At 72.4% G+C, this 18802-nt stretch carries 13 protein-coding genes; 9 read left to right on the plus strand and 4 right to left on the minus strand.

Annotation, left to right across the window (positions count from 1 at the left end):
• The first annotated feature begins 80 nt into the window (after positions 1-80).
• A complete protein-coding gene (gene malQ / locus AB0B68_RS25345; protein ID WP_357263136.1) occupies positions 81-2135 on the plus strand; it encodes a 4-alpha-glucanotransferase in 2055 nt (684 codons plus the stop codon).
• A 10-nt stretch (positions 2136-2145) separates the two neighbouring features.
• On the opposite strand, the gene AB0B68_RS25350 is transcribed toward malQ, so the two are convergent.
• A complete protein-coding gene (locus tag AB0B68_RS25350; RefSeq protein ID WP_357263139.1) occupies positions 2146-3255 on the minus strand; it encodes a winged helix DNA-binding domain-containing protein in 1110 nt (369 codons plus the stop codon).
• 138 nt (positions 3256-3393) lie between these two features.
• Between AB0B68_RS25350 and AB0B68_RS25355 the strand changes: the two genes are divergently transcribed.
• The 4 genes from AB0B68_RS25355 (at position 3394) to wrbA (ending at position 5880) form a co-directional block, all read left to right on the plus strand.
• On the plus strand, positions 3394-3786 hold the full coding sequence (locus tag AB0B68_RS25355) for a hypothetical protein (RefSeq protein WP_357201651.1): 393 nt from the start codon (positions 3394-3396) through the stop codon (positions 3784-3786).
• Positions 3787-3850: 64 nt separating this feature from the next.
• The gene (locus AB0B68_RS25360) at positions 3851-4609 is read left to right on the plus strand and encodes a HipA family kinase (protein ID WP_357263143.1); all 759 of its coding nucleotides are present in this window, start codon (positions 3851-3853) and stop codon (positions 4607-4609) included.
• The gene (locus tag AB0B68_RS25365; protein ID WP_357201657.1) at positions 4606-4974 is read left to right on the plus strand and encodes a DUF3037 domain-containing protein; all 369 of its coding nucleotides are present in this window, start codon (positions 4606-4608) and stop codon (positions 4972-4974) included. Before AB0B68_RS25360 ends, AB0B68_RS25365 begins: the two co-directional genes overlap by 4 nt.
• Before the next feature lie 288 nt (positions 4975-5262).
• On the plus strand, positions 5263-5880 hold the full coding sequence (wrbA, locus tag AB0B68_RS25370; RefSeq protein WP_357201660.1) for an NAD(P)H:quinone oxidoreductase: 618 nt from the start codon (positions 5263-5265) through the stop codon (positions 5878-5880).
• A gap of 95 nt (positions 5881-5975) precedes the next feature.
• On the opposite strand, the gene AB0B68_RS25375 is transcribed toward wrbA, so the two are convergent.
• On the minus strand, positions 5976-7898 hold the full coding sequence (locus tag AB0B68_RS25375) for an anthranilate synthase family protein (protein ID WP_357263146.1): 1923 nt from the start codon (positions 7896-7898) through the stop codon (positions 5976-5978).
• Positions 7899-8102: 204 nt separating this feature from the next.
• Between AB0B68_RS25375 and AB0B68_RS25380 the strand changes: the two genes are divergently transcribed.
• From AB0B68_RS25380 to AB0B68_RS25390, 3 genes are all read left to right on the plus strand, one after another.
• Positions 8103-9515 carry an FGGY family carbohydrate kinase gene (locus tag AB0B68_RS25380; protein WP_357205650.1) on the plus strand — a complete coding sequence of 471 codons (1413 nt, stop codon included), beginning with the start codon at positions 8103-8105 and terminating at the stop codon, positions 9513-9515.
• A 99-nt stretch (positions 9516-9614) separates the two neighbouring features.
• Positions 9615-12149, plus strand: coding sequence for a nitrate- and nitrite sensing domain-containing protein (locus AB0B68_RS25385; RefSeq protein WP_357205647.1), 2535 nt, complete (start codon positions 9615-9617; stop codon positions 12147-12149).
• Between the two features lie 5 nt (positions 12150-12154).
• The gene (locus AB0B68_RS25390) at positions 12155-12568 is read left to right on the plus strand and encodes a roadblock/LC7 domain-containing protein (RefSeq protein ID WP_355008432.1); all 414 of its coding nucleotides are present in this window, start codon (positions 12155-12157) and stop codon (positions 12566-12568) included.
• A 79-nt stretch (positions 12569-12647) separates the two neighbouring features.
• On the opposite strand, the gene AB0B68_RS25395 is transcribed toward AB0B68_RS25390, so the two are convergent.
• Positions 12648-13991, minus strand: coding sequence for a GH1 family beta-glucosidase (locus AB0B68_RS25395; protein WP_355008392.1), 1344 nt, complete (start codon positions 13989-13991; stop codon positions 12648-12650).
• Between the two features lie 848 nt (positions 13992-14839).
• Here AB0B68_RS25395 and AB0B68_RS25400 point away from each other — a divergent pair.
• On the plus strand, positions 14840-17746 hold the full coding sequence (locus AB0B68_RS25400; RefSeq protein WP_357205644.1) for a glycoside hydrolase family 48 protein: 2907 nt from the start codon (positions 14840-14842) through the stop codon (positions 17744-17746).
• 317 nt (positions 17747-18063) lie between these two features.
• Here the strand turns inward: AB0B68_RS25400 and AB0B68_RS25405 are convergent, their stop codons facing one another.
• Complete coding sequence (locus AB0B68_RS25405; protein ID WP_357205655.1) at positions 18064-18732, minus strand: DUF3159 domain-containing protein; 669 nt, start codon at positions 18730-18732, stop codon at positions 18064-18066.
• Positions 18733-18802 lie beyond the last annotated feature (70 nt).

Below are 18802 nucleotides of genomic sequence, written 5' to 3' on the forward strand. Positions count from 1 at the left end.
GGGGGTGGGGGTGCGTGTTCTGCGGGGTTCGGGTGGGCGTGGCAGGGTGGTCGTAGGTCGCGTCGTGGAGCGGGGGGCACATGGACCGACGATTGGCCGCGCTGGCCAACGCGCACGGTGTTTCCACCTGGTACGAGGACTGGCGGCACCGCCGCGTCGAGGTCGCACCGCGGACAGTGGTCGGTGTGCTGGGGCTGCTCGGCGTGGACGCCACCAGCCCGTCGGCGCTCGCCGACGCGCTCGCCGCCGCCCGTGCGGTCGACCGGAACGCCCTGCCGGAGACGGTCGTGCTCACCCACGGTCGCGGCCGGGCGCTGCCCGCCCCGGGGATGGTGACCCTGGAGGACGGTGGCCGCCGCGCTGTCGACGGCGAACTGCCGGCCGACCTGCCGCTGGGCTGGCACCGGCTGGCCTGCGCCGACCGCGAGGTGACACTGGTGGTGGTGCCGCGTCGGCTGCCGGTGCCGCCGTCGAGCTGGGGGTGGATGCTCCAGCTCTACGCGCTCACGTCGGAGCAATCCTGGGGCATGGGAGACCTCGGTGATCTCGCCGAGTTCACCGGGTGGGCCGGTGCCAACGGGGCGGGGCTGGTGCTGCTCAACCCGCTGCACGCGGTCGGGCCGGCGCACCCGGTGGCCACCTCACCGTATTCGCCGGCCAGTCGACGCTTCGTCAATCCGCTCTACCTGCGGGTCAGCGACACCGCCGCGTACCGGGCGGCGGAGCCGGCCACCCGGGCGGTGGTCGACGCGCTGCGCCCCGACCGGGGGCCCCTGATCGACTACGACGAGGTGTGGGCCGCCAAGCGGCGCGCGCTGGAGTTGCTGCACCCGTACGCCCAGCCGGTGGACCTTGGCGCGGACCCGGCGCTGACCAGCTTCGCCACCTGGTGCGCGCTCGCCGAGCGGCACGGCAACGACTGGCGGGCCTGGCCGGCGGAACTGCACCACCCGGACGCCCCGGCGGTCGCCGAGCAGCGTCGGCGTCTCGCCGACCGGGTCGCCTTCCACGCCTGGCTGCAACACCTCTGCGACGAGCAGCTCGACGCCGTCACGGCGGCGGCCCGCTCGGCGGGGATGCCGGTCGGTGTCGTGCACGACCTGGCCGTCGGGATCGACCCGGGCGGCGCGGACGGGTGGCAGCTCGCCGACGTGCTGGCCCAGGGCGTGCGGGTCGGCGCGCCACCGGACGACTTCAACCAGCTCGGCCAGGACTGGGGGCTCGCCGCGTGGCGCCCGGACCGCCTCGCCGCAACCGGGTACGCCGCGTACCGGGACATGCTGCGCCGCGTCCTGCGGCACGCGGGTGGCCTGCGGGTCGACCACGTGGCCGGTCTGTGGCGACTGTGGTGGGTGCCGCCAGGCGGCGGTGCGGCCGAGGGCACCTACGTGCGCTACGACGCCGAGGCGATGCTGGGCATCCTCGCGTTGGAGGCGCACCGGGCCGGCGCGGTGGTGGTCGGTGAGGATCTCGGCACTGTCCAACCGGCGGTGACCCGAGGTTTGCGGGGGCGCAACATGCTCGGCTCGACGGTGCTGTGGTTCGCGCGCGACGAGGCCGGTGACTTCGTCCCGCCGGCCCGGTGGCCGCGTAACGCCCTCGCCACCATCTCCACCCACGACCTGCCCACCGCGCCGGGCTTCCTGACCGGTGAGCACGTGCGGGTGCGCGACGAGCTGAAGCTGCTCGGCACCGACGTGGCGGTGGAGCGGGCCCGCGCCGCCGCCGACCGGGACCGGTTGCTGGGCATGCTGCGCGCCGAGAACCTGCTGCCCGAGCCGACCTCGCGGCCACCGACCGGTACTGTCGCCTCCGCGGGTGCAGAGCAAAGGACGAATGCCGATTCGGCGTTGCCCGATGCGACTGGCGCACCCGACGACGGCGAGGTGGTGGTGGCGATGCACGCCGCACTCGCGGCCAGCCCGACCCGGCTGCTCGGCGTCTCCCTCTACGACGTGCTGGGCGAGGTGCGCCAACCCAACATGCCGGGCACTGTCGACGAGTATCCGAACTGGCGGCTGCCTCTGCCGGCCAGCGTGGCGCAGATCCGCGCGGACCCCCGGGTGGCCCGGATCGTCGACCTGCTCAGCGCCGCCCGCCCACGACCGGCCGACCCGGCGCCGCCGCAGCGGTGACGCCGCCGGGTCAGGTCAGCCAGTCGAAGCGGGCCGGCAGCCCGAGGAATTCGGCGTAGCGCCCGAGTGCCTGCTCCACCCGGGCCCGCGCGGCGGCGTCGAGCGTCGTGAGCGGCTGGATCGTCACAGTGACCGCCGTGCGGCCGATCTTGCGTTTCCACACGCCCACCACCCGACCGGCGCGGACCACTGTGGCCTGGAAGATGCCGTTGTTGCCCGGCACGACGGCCGCCTGGTGGGCGGGGTCGAGCATCAACGTGCGGTCCCGGTAGCCGAGCAGGTACTCGTCGAAGCCGGGCAGCGCCAACACGTCGTCCGGCGTGGTGCGTGGCGCGTCGGCCAGGGCCGCGTCGACGTACATCGCGGTGCCGTCGACGCGTACCGTGCTCAGCGCGTCGTCGGCGGCGGCCAGACCGCGCCGGGCGTCGGTCACTGTGAGGCCGCTCCACCCGGCGAACTCGCGGTCGGTGACCGGGCCGTGCCCGCGAACGTATCGGTGGGCGAGCACTGCCAACGCCTCGTCCCGCTCCAGCCGGTGGGACGTGGGTGCCCACTCGTCGAGCAGGGCGAAGGTCTGCTCGGTCCCGATGTTCGGCGCCACGCAGGTCACGCCGCGCACGCTCGCATACCACAGCAGGTGGTAGCCACGTTGCCCGTCGGTGCCCAGGCCGGCCGCCCGTAGGGTGGCGAGGCACTGCGCGCGGGTGAGTCGACCACCGCCGGCCAACGCGGTGCCGAGGACGTCCACCGCCCGGTCCGCGTCGGCCTCGCTCAGCCCCAGCTGCCCCCGCCGGGTCGCCACGCCGGCCAGGGACCGTACGCCCGTCACCTCCAGCATCCAGCGGGCATCGGCGGGCGGAACGAGGTGCACGGTGCCCCGCATCGGCCAGGTACGCAGCGCCTCACGCCGCTCCAACGCCGCCTGCACGTCGGCCATGCCGTGACCGGGTAGCCGGGCGCCCAGCGACCACAGCCCGCTGGCCAGATCCTGTGCCTGCATCGCGCCGAACCACTCGACCACCTCGGCGACGGTGCCGGGGCGGGTGCTCGGGTGCGGGCGCAGCAGCAGGCTGGTCATCCGCAGCGCCAGCGCGTCGGCCGCGCTGAGGTCGACAGGCATCCTGCGCTCCTTTTCGTGGCCGGGCGGCCAGCCTAGGGCCGGGCACCGACACTCCTGCTGGTGGGAGGCGTAACGGCGGTCGTCGGGGGAATGCGGCTCGCCGGAAGTGCGCGCGCCGCGCGTACGGAAGGGAATCTCATGACTGCCGCAAGCGAGCCGGCGCGGGGCGCCGGCGTAACGGCCGGGTCCCGGGGCCATCGGGGGGACGCCCGCGCGAAGACGAGCGCCGCGGCGACCTTCGCCCTGGTGTTCGGGGTGGCCGCTCTGTTCAGCGTGTTGACGGCGATCCTCGCCTGGCTGGGGTTGGTGCTCGGCATCATCGGGATCATCCTGGGCATCGTCGGCCTCAAGATGGCGCGTCGACCCGGGGTCACCGGTCGTGGCGTGTCGATCGGCGGCCTGGTGCTCAGCATCCTGGCCGTGCTGATCGGGCTCGGCCTGGCCGCGGGTATCACCACGTTCGTCAACAACGAGAACGCTGTGGACCGCCTGCAGACCCAGGTCGACAAGCTGCGCGACAAGCTCGACTGACCCGCGCGTGCCGGTCTGGGCCGGCCCGCCACCCGTCCCGGCCGGCCACAGTAGGGTGGGCGGCGTGCTCCGCCAGGTCACCGCGATCCGTTACGTCACCCCGCTGCGCGAGGGTGGGTCGCTGCCGGGCGTGGTGGAGGCCGACGACCTGGGCACCTACGTGGCGAAGTTCCGAGGCGCCGGGCAGGGGCCCAAGGCGCTGATCGCCGAGGTGATCTGCGGTGAGCTGGCGCGCCGGCTGGGGTTACGGGTGCCGCCGCTGGTGGTCCTCGACGTCGACCCGGTGATCGGGCGGGCCGAGCCCGACCAGGAGGTACAGGAGCTGCTGCGCAGCAGCGGCGGCGCCAACCTCGGGATGGACTTCCTGCCCGGGGCGTTGGGCTTCGACCCGGTGGCGCACCCGGTCGACCCGGCGCTGGCCTCCCGGGTGCTCTGGTTCGACGCGTACGTGGAGAACGTCGACCGGAGCTGGCGCAACCCGAACCTGCTCGTCTGGCACCGGGAGCTGTGGCTCATCGACCACGGCGCGTCGCTGTACTTCCACCACAACTGGCCGCGCGCCGAGGCCGCCGTGCACCGTGCCTACCGCGCGGAGGACCACGTGCTGGCGCCGTACGCGTCGCGGCTGGCCGAGGCCGACGCCGAACTGGCCCCCCAGGTCACCCCGGATCTGCTCACCGAGGTGCTGGCCCTGGTGCCGGGGGAGTGGTTGACCGCCGCCGACTTCGAGACGGCCGACGCGGCGCGCGGCGCGTACCTGGATCACCTGTCCCGCCGGGTCGCCCGCACGGCCGACTGGCTGCCATCGGGGAGCGGGGCATGAGGCAACCCTTCGAGTACGCGCTGATCCGGCTCGTGCCCCGCATCGAACGCGGTGAGCAGATCAACGTCGGGGTGTTGCTCTACTGCCAGCAGCGTGACTTCCTGGCCGCGCGGACGCACCTGGACGCCGACCGGGTGCGCGCGCTGGCGCCCGACGTCGACCTGCCGGCGGTGGCCGCGGTGCTCGACTCCTGGGACCGGACCTGCTCCGGTGACGGGCCGGCGACCCGGATGCGCCTCGGCGAGCGGTTCCACTGGCTGGCCGCGCCGCGCAGCACGATGATCCAGACCGGGCCGGTGCACACCGGTCTCACCGCCGACCCGGCGGCCGAGCTGGACCGGCTGATGGCGACCCTGGTCCTCTGAGCCGGAGCGTGGGAGCGGTGATCGTCCCCTGATCGCGCTACGCCAGCGCCATTGCCGGCGGAGCGCGATCCCCCGTTCAGGTGCCCGGTGCGGGGCGGCGGCTCGATCCCGCCGGCACCGATGGCACCAGGATCGTCGTCCGGGCCTGGCGGCGGGCCGGAACGACCGGGAAGTTGCGGAAAACTTGAGCCGGCGTATCGGTAGCCGGTGGCCCCGGAGGCTGTCGTTAGAGCGCGTCCGCAGCGGGTAGTCGCGGGAGCTGATCCGAGACGAGAAGGGGACACTCTGATGGCTGCCCAGACCAAGGTAGCGGTGATCTACTACAGCGCCACCGGCATCACGTACCAGATGGCGCAGGCCGTGTGTGAGGCCGCCGGGGACGCCGGTGCCGAGGTACGCCTGCGCAAGGTGCGCGAGTTGGCGCCGGACGAGGCGATCCGCTCCAACTCCGGATGGCAGGCGCACCACCTGGAGACCCAGGACGTGCCCGAGGCGATGATCGACGACCTGGCCTGGGCCGACGTGGTGATCCTCGGCGCGCCGACCCGGTACGGCATGATCGCCGCGCAGCTGAAGCAGTTCATCGACACGACCGGCCCGCTCTGGGCCCAGGGCGCGCTGGCCAACAAGGTCTACTCCGCCTTCACCTCGACGGCGACCTCGCACGGGGGGCAGGAGACCACGCTGACCTCGCTCTTCAACGTCTTCTACCACTGGGGCGGTGTGGTGGTCACCCCGGGCTACACCGACACCAGTCAGTTCATCGCCGGCAACCCGTACGGTCCCTCGCACACCAGCAACAACGGGGAGATCGCCCCGGACGCCGTGGCGCTCGGGGCCTGCGCGCTGACCGCCCGGCGCGCCGTGCTGCTGGGGACCGCGCTGAAGGCGGGTATGGCCGGCTGACCGACCGTCGAACGAGGGCGACCGGTGGCGCGGGCGGGGGCTCTCGGCCCGCCCGCGCCACCGGTCCATCCAGCCCTACCCCCGGGCCGGGCCGACTATGCGCCTTCGCGGATCGCGGACAGCTCGTCCGGGCGTGACGCGGGCAGCAGGTCGGTCAGCAGCTCGCTCAGCACGGCGAGCCCGTCGGGGCTGAGCACCGACTCCGCGTGGAACTGCACCCCGGCGAAGCCCCGGCCCCGCAGGGCGTGCACCGCGCCGTCGTCCGGGTCGCGGGCCAGCTCCACCGGCCCGTACGCGGTGGCCAGCCGGTCGGCGTCGGAGCGGGCCGTGAACGTCGAGTAGAACCCGACCCGGCGGGTGCGGCCGAACACCGGCACTTCCCGCTGCAACCCCTGATACGGCGCGTCCCGGCGGTGCAGCGTCAGCCCCAGCAACCCGGCCAGCACCTGATGACCGAGGCAGACCGCGAGGGTGGGACGGCCGGTGGTCAGCAGCCCGGTCAGCAGCTTGCGCAGCGCCAGCATCTTCGGCTCGGCCGCGCTGCCCGGGTCGCCCGGCCCGGGACCGACGACCACCAGGTCGTAGTCGTCGACCGGGCCGCTCGCGTGCCAGGCGCGGGTGGTCACCGCGAGACCCAACGCGCTCAGTTGGTGGGCCAGCATTCTGGTGAAGGTGTCCTCGGCGTCCACGATCAACCCTCGGCGGCCGACCAGCCCGGGCAGTCCGGGCGCGTCCGGTGACCGCTGGTCCAGCCAGAACCGCGCCAGCGGTGCGTTGCGCGCGGCCAGCGCGTCGCGTACCGCCGGGTCGTCGTCCAGCCGCGCGACCGGCCCGCGGTCGCCGACGGACGCCGCCGGCCCGAGGCCGAGCGCGGCCAGCACCCCGGCGGCCTTGGCGTGCGTCTCAGCCACCTCGCCGGCCGCCGTCGAGTGCCGGACCAGGGTCGCGCCGACCGGCACCCGCAGTCGGCCGGTGGGGGAGATCTCGGCGGTCCGGATCAGGATCGGGGCGTCGAGCGTCTGCCGGCCGGCCTCGTCGTGGCCGAGCAGCGCCAGCACACCCCCGTAGTAGCCCCGGCCCCGGCGCTCGTGCCGGGCGATCACCCGGCAGGCGTTCTCGATCGGGCTGCCGGTGACGGTGGGGGCGAACATGGTCTCGCGCAGCACCTCCCGCACGTCGCGGGTGCCCCGCCCGGCGAGCAGGTACTCGGTGTGCGCCAGGTGCGACATCTCCTTGAGCTGCGGCCCGATCACCTGCCCACCCTGCTCGGCGACGGCGGCCATCATCTTCAGCTCCTCGTCGAGCACCATGTACAGCTCTTCGATCTCCTTCTCATCGGCGAGGAAACGCAGCAGCGCCGCCCGGTCCGCGACGCCACCGGGGCAGCGGAAGGTGCCGCTGATCGGGTTCATCATCACCAGTCCGTCGTCGACGCTGACGTGGCGCTCCGGGCTGGCGCCGACCAGCGTCCGGGTGCCGGTGTGCACCACGAACGTCCAGTACGCGCCGCGCTCGGCGATCAGCAGCCGGCGTAACGCGGCCAGCGCGGCCCTCAGCGGTGGGCCCTGCACGGTGGCGTGCAGAGCGCGGTGGATGACGAAGTTCGCGCCCTCACCGCGGCCGATCTCCTCGGACAGCACCCGCTGCACGGTCCGCGCGTACTCGTCGTCGCTGACGTCGAAGCCCGCGTCGGTGGTGCGCACCGGTTCGTCGGGCAGCGCGGCGAGGGCGTCGGTCAGCGTGATCCGTTGGTGCTCGCGGACCCGGAGAAACTCCAGCGGGGCGGCGTCGTCGACGCAGGCGAAGCCGCGCTCGGTGATCTGCCGGTACGGCACCAGGGCCAGCGTCCGCGCCCCGGACGGGCCCGCCGGCAATGGGAGGTCGGTGAGCTCTTCGACGGTGTCGACCGGGCCGGCAAACAGGTCCAGGTCGTCCGCGCCCTCACGGCGCAGAAGCGCGAAGGGGCCGGGGTCGACGCCGCTGGCGACGGCGGCGAGCAGGTCGGTCAGGTGGGTCATCGGAGTCTCCGTCGGGCTCGGTGCCGCCGTCGGGCGGCCCTTGAGCCGGGAGATCCGGCGACCGCCTCAATGGCGGCCGCGTGGATGGAGCTACGCGCGGGAGATGGCCGCCGGGTCGGCGGGCCACCAAACGGTCAACTGCGCGAGCATGTGATCCACCCTACGCGCCCGTCGGCCGGCTGGCACGGGGTAACTTGACCGGCGATGAACATTCTCGCGCTCGACCTGGGCACCTCCTCGGTACGCGGGCTGGTGCTGGACGCGGACGCCCAGCCGCTGCCCGGCGCTCTGGCCCGCCGCAAGGTCGACCTCGCCATCGGCGACGACGGCACCGGCACGCTGTCCGGTCGGGACTATCTGGCCAGCCTGGTCGAGTGCCTGGACGAGTTGGCCGACTCGGGGCACCTGCACGACGTCGGCCTGGTGGCGGTCTCCGCCCAGTGGCACTCGGTGCTCCCGCTGGACCGCGACGGCGCTCCCTTGGGCCCGGTGGTCACCTGGCTGGACACCCGACCGGCCCCGGTCGGGCGCACCCCCGGGCCGGCCGACCCGGACGGCTTCCACCAGCGCACCGGCTGCTGGTGGCACCGTTCGTACTGGTCGATGCGGTTGCCCTGGTTGCGTGAGCAGTCCGGCACCCCGATCGCCCGGTTCGTGGGTCTGCCCGAGTACGTGCTGGGCGAGTTGCTCGACTCGGCGCCGATGTCGATCTCCCAGGCCTCCGGGACCGGTCTGCTGGATCTGCGCACCCTGAGCTGGGACGAGGAGGCGCTGACGCTGGCCGAGGCGCGGCCGGCGGAGCTGCCGCCGCTGGGCGAGCTGGACTGGCACGGCCGGCTCCGGGTCGACCTGGCTCGTCGGTGGCCGCAACTGGCGAAGGCCCGCTGGTCGCCGCCGGTGGGCGACGGTGGGGCGTCGAACGTCGGCTCGGGCTGCGTCGACCCGAGCCGGGCCGCTGTCACAGTGGGCACCTCCGCCGCCGTACGGCTGATGCAGCGGATTCCGGCGGGCGAGCCGATGCCGCGCCTGCCCGAACGGTTGTGGCGTTACCGGGTCGACCACGAGCATGTGGTGACGGGGGCCGCGTACGCCAACGGGGGCAACCTCTTCGCCTGGGCGGACCGGGAGCTGCGGTTGCCGCAGGGCGCTGAGCTGGACGCGGCGCTGGCGCTGGTGCCGACGGGTGGTGGCCGGCCGGCGAATCCCCGCTTCGGTGGCGACCGGGCGCCGGGGTTGGCCCCGGCGGGCAGTGGTGAGCTGCGCGGTCTGAGTTTCAGCACCACCTCGGTCGACATCCTGGCTGGGCTGATGCAGGGGTTGTGTGAGCTGGTCGCCGAGGATCTCGGGGTGCTGGAGTCCACGATCGACAAACCGGTCGGCGTGGTGTTGGGCGGCGGTGCGGTGGCCGCCTCGGTGTGGTGGCGGCAGGCCTTCGCGACCGCGCTCGCCCCGCGACCGGTGTCGCATCAGCGCAACCCGGAGATTGGCGCCACCGGTGCCGCGTTGGTGGCGCTGGGGCGCTTCGGTGACGCGATCCAGCTCGCCGACATCGGCCGGACGGACGAGCTGGTTTTACCGACCACGGCAGGACGTTCCCACCCGCAGTATCCTTCCTGAACCTCGGCCTCGCCCGGGCCGTTGACAGCGGTACCGAGCCTGGTTGGATGGACTGCGCTCCCCCGACCGCGGTGGACGCGGTAGGACGGAGGAGGCAGGGTGGCGGCAGGTCCCGACCCGGCGAACGGCGCGGTGTCGAACCATCGCCGACGTCGCTTCGATGTCCGAGTCGTTCCGCATCGACGGCGGTCGCCGTTCCGGCTGCGCGACTGGCGGATGAGCACGAAGCTCGCCACGGTGCTGCTGGTGCCGTCGATGGCGTTCCTCCTGCTCGCCGGGGTGCAGACCAGCACCCTGGTGGGGCGGACGACGGCGTTGAACGACTTCTCGAGTCAGGTCGGCATCGGCCGGCAGATCACCGCGGCGGTGCACCAGCTCCAGCAGGAGCGTGACCGTTCGGCGGGGGAGCTGGGTGAGCTGCGCAAAGGTGGTGACCGGCAGGCCGCGGCGAACGACCTGAAGCCGTTGCAGGAGGCCACCGACAAGGCCATCGTGGACCTCAGCCGGGCCGCCGAGCCGTTGGCCGACGCGGACGCGTCCTGGCGGGTGGCCTTCTCCGAGGCGCTGGAGGCGTACGACCAGGTGGTCGACATCCGCTCAGCGATCCCACCGGCGGTGCTCAGCACCGAGACCATCCTGGGCAACTACCACCGGGCCGTCGGGGCGTTGCTCGACCTGCTCGCCGAGCCGACGCCGGGGCAGAACCAGCCGGCGTTGAACGACGCGGTGCTGCGCTACGTCCAGTTGGCCCGGGTCAAGGAGCTGTCCTCCCGGGTGCGGGCCCAGCTCTACGCCGCCGCCCGCGCCGGCGCGTACGGCACCGAGGACCGGGTGATCCTCGCCGACCTGCGCGGTCAGCAACTCACCGCGCTCGGCGCGTTCCGGGTGGCCGCGACCAGTGAGCAGATCCGCCGCTACGACGAGACCTCGGTGTCGCCGATGTTCCTGGTCGCCACCGGGTTGGAGGAGCGCAGCCTGTCCTCCGGCAGCGCGTCGCCGCAGGTGCTGCCGTCGGAGCAGTGGTGGTCGGCCAGCCAGCAGCGTCAGGAGCTGCTGCGTCAGCTTGAGGCGGGGGTGCTCGACGACGCTGTCCGCCAGGCCGAGGAGGCCAGCGACGATCAGCTGCGTACGACCCTGCTGGTCGTCGGCGGGGTGGTCACGGTCCTGCTGGCCGCGCTGCTGATCTCGTTGCTCATCGGGCGTTCGGTCGCCCGGTCGATGCGGCTTTTGCGCAGCCAGGCGTTGCGGATCGCCCAGGTCGAGTTGCCGGAAGCCCTGGACCGACTGAAGACCGTCACCGGTGGGGTGCCGCGCATGGACGTCGCGCCGGCGGTGGTCCGTTCACTCGACGAGATCGGCGAGCTGGCCGAGGCGTTCGTGGCGGTGCACCGCAGCGCGGTCACCGTCGCCGTCGAGCAGGCGCTGATGCGGCGCAACGTCAACGCGATGTTCGTCAACCTGGCCCGCCGCAGCCAGGTGCTGGTGGAGCGTCAGCTCGAGCTGTTGGACGACCTGGAGCGCGAGGAGAGCGACCCGGACCAGCTGGAGAACCTGTTCAAGCTCGATCACCTGGCCGCCCGGATGCGCCGTAACGACGAGAGCCTGCTGGTGCTCGCCGGCACCGACTCCACCCGCCGGTGGAACCGGCCGGTCGGGCTCGGTGCGGTGCTGCTGGCTGCCGCCGCGGAGATCGAGCAGTATCAGCGGGTCCGGATCGAGTCGGTTGCCGACGTGCACGTGGTCGGGCACGCTGTCGGCGAGTTGGTGCACCTGCTCGCCGAGCTGCTGGAGAACGCCACGGCCTTCTCCCGCCCGGACACCGTCGTGGTGGTGACCGCCCGGGTCGAAGCGGGCGGTGCGCTGATCGAGATCGTCGACCGGGGTCTGGGCATGAGCCCGACCGCGTTGGTGCAGGCGAACGAGGTGCTGGCCACCCCTCCGGCCGCGGACGTCGCGGCGGTGGAGCGGATGGGGCTCTTCGTGGTCAGTCACCTCGCGGCCCGGTTGAGCGTCCGCGTGCGGTTGCAGGGCGGCGAGGACGGCCTGGTCGCCCGGCTCGCACTGCCCGCGGAGTTGCTGGCGCCGCCGGGCAACGTGGAGCTGGACGCGCCCCCGTCGGCGCGGATGCTGGCGGCGAGCGCGGCACGAGGGGTGGTTCCGCAGCCCGGGGCCGCCCGGCCGGCCGCTGCCCCGATGGTGAACGGCGCGGTGCGGGACCTGCCGGTGGCCGGTCGCCCGCCGGGCGTCGGCGTGCCGCGTCAGGGCCGCCCGGTGCCGGTACGCGCCGAGGACGTGTTGACCCCCGCAGCCGCTCGCGGTGCCGGCGGGGGCTGGTATTCGCGGCAGGGCCCAGCGCCGGTGGTGCCCGCCGCGGCGGCGCCACCGACGATCCCGGTGACCGCCGGCACCAATGAGCGGGGATTGCCGGTGCGGGTGCCCATGGCGCAGTTGAGCGCGGTCACCCGTTCGGCACAACCGATGACGGCACCGACCCGCACCGACCCGGACCCGGAGGCGGTCGGCGGCATGCTCTCGCGGCTCTACAGCGGAGTACGGCGCGCCGAGGCTGAGGACACCACCGAGATACCCGTGCCACCGTCCGGGGGGCACGACGAAGGGGGACGACGACAGTGACGACGTTGAGCCAGGAGGCGCGTGACCTGAGCTGGCTGGTGAGCGCGTTCGCGGAGCGGGTGCCGGGTGTGGCGCACGCGGTGGTGGTCTCCTCCGACGGGCTGCTGGTGGCGATCTCCGATCACCTGCCGCGTGACAACGCGGACAAGCTCGCCGCGGTGACCTCCGGGCTGATGAGTATCACCGCGGGCGCGGCCTCGATGTTCGACGGCGATATCGTCAAGCAGACGGTGGTCGAGATGGGCCGAGGCTACTTCCTTGTGATGCAGATCCGCGACGGTTCGATTCTGGCCACGCTGGCCGCCGGTGACGCGGACATCGGCGTGGTCGGCTACGAGATGGCCCGGTTGGCCAAGCAGGCGGGGGAGATGCTCACCCCGGCCCTGCGGGCGGAGTTGCAGCAGGCGCTGCCCCGCTGAATGAGCCGGCCGAGGCCCGGACGGTCGCGGCTCACCCGAGCCGAGCCGTCCGGGCCCGGGCGTCCGGGTGGCGGCGCGCTCAGAAGCCGCCGTCGGCGATGACCGAGCGGTACCAGGTGGCGGAGTTCTTGAGCACCCGACGCTGGGTGGCGTAGTCCACGTAGACCAGGCCCCAGCGCTGGTCGTAGCCCTGGTCCCACTCGAAGTTGTCGAGCAGTGACCAGACGTGGAAGCTCTCCAGCGGCACTCCCTCGGCGATGGCCCGGTGCGCGGCGGTGAGGTGGTCGCGCAGGAACCTGATCCGCCCGGTGTCCTGGACGGTGTCGTCCGCGCCCAGGGTGTCCGGTGTGGGCAGCCCGTTCTCGGTGATGGTGAGCGGGATCGGCCCGTATTCGCGGGTGATCCGGGTCAGCAGGTCGTACATCCCCTCGGGGTAGATCTGCTGCCATTCGGCCTCGGAGGTCTCCCAGCGGTGCGTGGTGCCGCCGTCGCCGGTGACGTAGATCGGGGTGTAGTACTGCACCGCCAGCAGGTCGACCGGCGCGGAGATGGTCTCCAGGTCGCCGTCGCGGATGCCCTGGGCCATCCGGCTCTGCGGGCCCAGGTCGGCCAGCAGGTCCTCCGGGTAGCTGCCCTTGAGCAGGGAGTCGAGGTAGAGGCGGTTCTCGTAGGCGTCGTAGAGGTGGGCGGCCGCGGCAGCCTGCGGGGAGTCGTCGGCGGGGTAGCAGGGGTGCAGGTTGAGAGCGGGGCCGATGCGGCTGTCGCTGCCGGTGGCGCGCAGCGCGGCGACGGCGTACCCGTGGGCGAGTTGCAGGTGGTGAGCGACCAGGTAGGCGGCGTCCGGGTCCTGCCGCCCGGGGGCGTGGTGGCCGGTGAGGTAGCCGTTCTGCACCACGGTCTTGGGTTCGTTGATGGTGAGCCAGGCCGGCACCCGGTCGCCAAGGGCGCGGAAGACCACGTCGGCGTAGTCGGCGAAGCGGTGGGCGGTGTCGCGTGACTCCCAGCCGCCGGCGTCCTGGAGCGCCTGCGGGAGGTCCCAGTGGAACAGGGTGGCCATCGGGGTGATTCCGCGCTCGTGCAGGCCGTCGAGGAGGCGGCGGTAGAAGTCGAGGCCGCGTTGGTTGGGCGTGCCGGTGCCGTCGGGCTGGATCCGGGGCCAGGAGATGGAGAAGCGGTAGCTGCGCAACCCGAGGTCGCGCATGAGGTCGAGGTCCTCGGCGTAGCGGTGGTAGTGGTCGATGGCCACGTCGCCGGTGTCGCCGTTTCGGGTGCGACCTGGGACGCGGCTGAAGGTGTCCCAGACCGACTCGCCGCGCCCGTCCTCCTTGGCGGCGCCCTCGATCTGGTAGGCGGAGGTGGCCGCGCCCCAGCCGAAGTTGTCCGGGAAGCGCAGCGGGCCGGCGGGCCCGGTAGGTATCGACATGGATTCTCCTCATGGATACGGGGCCACCGCCGAAAGATTCGGGAGCGCTCCCATGATAGGGCAGGCGCTGCCAGCCGGTCAGCCGGCCGTCAGAACGGCCGGTGCTGGCGGTTGGGAGGCGGGTGTGGGCCCCGAGCAGCGAACGAGGCCGTCCGGGCGGCGCGGCGCGCCTGTCCCGTCGGCCTCTTTTCCTATCGTGTACGGGGGTTTAGTGTGGGGACGGGGGAGGGCAACCCCCGTCCCCACCGTAACTGCACACACACGGGCGGAATTTGGGTCCTGCCGTGCGTGTCGCGCGGGAGCCGGGCCACGCGAGTGGCTCTGGTTCCACCTCCCTCCCTGTGGCGGGACGATGGCTGACGACGGCGTCCGGGCTGGCCCGTCGTCGGCCCTCGGTCTGGTTCCCTGGGCTCGTCAGGACGACCCCAGCGATCTTCTTGTTGGAACCTTGTCGATGGAAGCGCTCCCATCGACCGATGTTGCGACTGTAACGCCCGTCACGCCTTTGTGAAAGACCCAAAACGAGATCGAAACAAGGAGCTGATCCAGCGCTCCGTGCGCTTGTTGTGGGAGCGCTTCCATGGCACACTGTCGATTCGACGCGACAGGAGCCACATCGCGTGAGTGCGGGTCCACCGAGGGCAGCCGGCAGCGCCAGCTCCGGTCACGGTCACCCGAGCGCAGCCGGCGGGGCCCCCTCCCGTGCGGGCCGCGACCGCCCTACCCCGGCCGGGCCCGGGGAAGACCACCTTCCCGGCGCCTCGACATCCCCGCGGACCACCACCACCGTCGCGGGCAGGCGCCTCGCCGGGGACCATCCCGGCCTGGTCCGAGGAGACACCGCGCACATGAGACAACTGGCAATACGCCGCCGCGTGGCGCTCGCCGCCGCCGCGCTGCTCGCCATCGGCGGGGTGACCCTGCCTGCCGGCGCCGCACAGGCCGCACCGGCCTGCGACGTGGTCTACGCGACCAACGACTGGAACACCGGCTTCACCGCGAACGTCACCATCAAGAACCTGGGTGACCCGGTGAGCAACTGGACGCTCAAGTGGACCTTCCCGACCAGCGGTCAGCGGGTCACCCAGGGCTGGTCGGCCAGATACAGCCAGACCGGCAGCGAGGTCACCGCGACCAACGAGTCGTACAACGGCAACCTTGCCACCGGGGCCTCCACCACCATCGGCTTCAACGGCGCCCACTCGGGCAGCAACCCGAAGCCCACCTCGTTCACGCTCAACGGCACCCCCTGCAACGGCACCCCGGCCAACCAGCCGCCGACGGTCTCCCTCGGCCTGCCGACCGGGCCGTTCACCGCGCCGGCCGACGTGCCGCTGACGGCCACCGCCAGCGACCCGGACGGGACGATCAGCAAGGTCGAGTTCTACCGCAACGGCCTGCTGATCAACACCGACACCTCCGCCCCGTACGCGTACACGCAGGAGGACCTGCCGGCCGGCAGCTACACCGTCCAGGCCAAGGCGTACGACAACGCCAACGGCATCGGGGTCGACGAGAAGGCGTTCACCGTCGGGGCAGCCACCGGCCCGACACTGGTCGCCACCCCGTCCGCGGTGAGCGTCGCCGAGGGTGGCAGCGCCACCTTCAACCTGAAGCTCAGCGCCGCCCCGACGGCCAACGTGCCGGTCACCCTCACCCGCACCGGTGACACCGACGTCACGGTCTCGCCGGCCACGGTCACGCTGACCCCGAGCAACTGGAACACCGGGGTCACCGTCACGGTCGCCGCGGCGGAGGACGCCGACACCGTCGGTGGCGCCGCCACCATCACCGCGTCCGCCACCGGTCTCGCCTCGCTGGCGGTCAGCGCCACTGAGATCGACAACGACACCCCCGGCGGCGACAACGCCTACACCGCGAAGTTCCTCGAGCAGTACGGCAAGATCAAGAACTCGGGCTACTTCAGCCCCGAGGGCGTGCCGTACCACTCGGTGGAGACGCTGATCGTCGAGGCGCCCGACCACGGCCACGAGACCACCTCGGAGGCGTTCAGCTTCTGGCTCTGGCTGGAGGCCTACTACGGCAAGGTCACCCAGAACTGGGCCCCGTTCAACAACGCCTGGACGGTGATGGAGAAGTACATCATCCCCACGCACGCCGACCAGCCGACCGCCGGCTCCGCGGGCACCCCGCAGTACGCCGCGGAGTACAACCTGCCCAGCCAGTACCCGTCGGCGCTGAACCCGAACGTCTCGGTCGGTCAGGACCCGCTGCGCTCGGAGTTGCAGTCCACCTACGGCACCGGCGACATCTACGGCATGCACTGGCTGATGGACGTCGACAACACCTACGGCTTCGGCCGCTGCGGTGACGGCACCACCAAGCCGGCCTACATCAACACCTTCCAGCGGGGCACCCAGGAGTCGGTGTGGGAAACCATCCCGCAGCCCTCCTGCGACACCTTCAAGCACGGCGGTCAGTACGGCTACCTCGACCTGTTCGTCAAGGACACCGGCGCCCCCGCCAAGCAGTGGAAGTACACCAACGCCCCGGACGCCGACGCCCGCGCCGTGCAGGCCGCGTACTGGGCGCTGACCTGGTCCAAGGCGCAGAACAAGCAGGCCGACGTCGCTGCCACCATCACCAAGGCCGCCAAGATGGGCGACTACCTGCGGTACGCGATGTTCGACAAGTACTTCAAGAAGATCGGCAACTGCGTCGGGGCCAGCACCTGCCCCGCCGGCAGCGGCAAGGACTCGGCGCACTACCTGCTCTCCTGGTACTACGCCTGGGGCGGCGCGTACGACGCCAGCCAGAACTGGTCCTGGCGGATCGGCTCCAGCCACAACCACTTCGGCTACCAGAACCCGTTCGCGGCCTGGGCGCTGACCAACACCCCGGAGCTCAAGCCGCAGTCGTCGACGGCGGTCGCCGACTGGACCAAGAGCTTCGAGCGGCAGCTGGAGTTCTACACCTGGCTGCAGTCCGCCGAGGGTGGCATCGCCGGTGGCGCCACGAACAGCTGGGACGGTAGCTACGCCCAGCCGCCGTCCGGCACCAGCACCTTCTACGGCATGTTCTACGACGTCGACCCGGTCTACAACGACCCGCCGTCGAACCAGTGGTTCGGTATGCAGGCCTGGTCGATGCAGCGCATCGCCGAGCTGTACCAGCAGACCGGCAACGCGAAGGCCAAGGCGCTGCTGGACAAGTGGGTGCCCTGGGCGATCGCCAACACCACCCTCGGCACCAACTGGTCGATCCCGTCGGACATGGCGTGGACCGGTCAGCCGACCACCTGGAACCCGTCCAACCCGCAGCCCAACACCGGCCTGCACGTCGAGGTCATCAGCAAGGGCCAGGACGTCGGCGTCACCGCCGCCTACGCCCGGATCCTGATCGCGTACGCGGCCAAGTCGGGCAACGCGGCGGCGAAGACCACCGCCAAGGGGCTGCTCGACGCGCTGTCGGCCGCCAGCGACGCCAAGGGTGTCTCCACCACCGAGAAGCGTGGCGACTACCGGCGCTTCGACGACGTCTACAACGCGTCCACCGGGCAGGGCCTCTACGTCCCGTCGGGTTGGACCGGGAAGATGCCGAACGGCGACGCCATCGCCGCCGGCAAGAGCTTCCTCGACATCCGGTCCTTCTACAAGAACGACCCGGACTGGCCCAAGGTGCAGGCGTACCTGAACGGTGGTCCGGAGCCCGAGTTCAACTACCACCGGTTCTGGGCACAGGCTGACGTCGCCATGGCGTACGCCGACTACGGCAGCATGTTCCCGAACGGCTGAGACGACCCGGGGTGGGTGGCGTGGACCGCCCTCCCCGGGATTCGGCCCCGGTCCGGGGAACGACGGACCGGGGCCGGCGGGACGGCCTGACACCCACGGTCAGGCCGGGGTGGGCCGGCCATCTGGCCGACGCAGCGGATCGGCTGGCCCACCCCACCGCCCGGACTGGAGCCAGCCGCGAAAAAGCCCAGAAATTCGGGCCGTCGCGGGATCACACCGAGGTCTGTGACGGAGTAACGTACGTCACCGGAGAGGCCGCTCCCCCCGTGGCGGCCTCTCCACTTTTTTGCCCCGAGTCCGACCGGCGGGACCGGTTGTCAGCGCGGCGGCGCGACCGGGTGACGCAACCCCGGGTGCCCGGCCGGCAGCGAGCGCCGCAGCACCAGCCAGCTCAGCGCCAGCGCCGTGGCGACCAGCGGCCAGGTCAGCGCCACCCGGGCCACCACCAGCGCGAGCACCTGCCCACCCAGGTAGAGCGGCACGAACACGGCCACCCGCAGCAGGTAGGTCACCGTCCACACCCAACTGGCCCGGCCGTACCCGCGCAGCAGCGCCGGGTCGCGCCGCCACCCGGCCCGCTGGCCCAGCACCGCGCCGACCAGCACACCGAGCAGTGGCCACCGCACCACGATGCTGACCGTCCACGCCAGAGCGCTCGCGGCGTTCGACAGCACCTGGATCAGAAAGAAGTTCTCGGCCCGGCCGGTGCGCACCGCGATCAACGCCGCGACGCAGACGGCCAGCAGCCCGATCAGGACCGAGCGCGGCCGGTCACCCCGGCGTAGCCGTACGCCGGCCACCACCGCGCCCACGGCCAGCGCCGCGCCGACCCCGCCCCACAGCGACTCGCCGCCCAGCAGCCAGCCCACCGCGAAGGCCAGCGGCGGCAGGGTGGCGTCGATCGCGCCGCGTCGCCCGCCCAGCAGATCCGTCAGCGACTCGGCCCGCGCCGGCTCACCCGGGCCGGTGTCGCCGCCCGTCGGCACCGGCCCCGCCGACCCCGGATTTTCGCCTTCACCCTGCTCCGGGCCGGGTTGGGTCGGGCCGTTGTCGCGT

The sequence above is a fragment of the Micromonospora sp. NPDC049049 genome (assembly GCF_040649115.1).
In the GTDB taxonomy this organism is placed as follows: domain Bacteria; phylum Actinomycetota; class Actinomycetes; order Mycobacteriales; family Micromonosporaceae; genus Micromonospora.

Coding starts and splice junctions, on each gene's coding strand:
- malQ (WP_357263136.1), top strand. CDS start 81: ATGGACCGACGATTGGCCGCGCTGGCCAACGCGCACGGTGTTTCCACC.
- AB0B68_RS25350 (WP_357263139.1), bottom strand. CDS start 3,255: ATGCCTGTCGACCTCAGCGCGGCCGACGCGCTGGCGCTGCGGATGACC.
- AB0B68_RS25355 (WP_357201651.1), top strand. CDS start 3,394: ATGACTGCCGCAAGCGAGCCGGCGCGGGGCGCCGGCGTAACGGCCGGG.
- AB0B68_RS25365 (WP_357201657.1), top strand. CDS start 4,606: ATGAGGCAACCCTTCGAGTACGCGCTGATCCGGCTCGTGCCCCGCATC.
- wrbA (WP_357201660.1), top strand. CDS start 5,263: ATGGCTGCCCAGACCAAGGTAGCGGTGATCTACTACAGCGCCACCGGC.
- AB0B68_RS25375 (WP_357263146.1), bottom strand. CDS start 7,898: ATGACCCACCTGACCGACCTGCTCGCCGCCGTCGCCAGCGGCGTCGAC.
- AB0B68_RS25380 (WP_357205650.1), top strand. CDS start 8,103: ATGAACATTCTCGCGCTCGACCTGGGCACCTCCTCGGTACGCGGGCTG.
- AB0B68_RS25395 (WP_355008392.1), bottom strand. CDS start 13,991: ATGTCGATACCTACCGGGCCCGCCGGCCCGCTGCGCTTCCCGGACAAC.
- AB0B68_RS25400 (WP_357205644.1), top strand. CDS start 14,840: ATGAGACAACTGGCAATACGCCGCCGCGTGGCGCTCGCCGCCGCCGCG.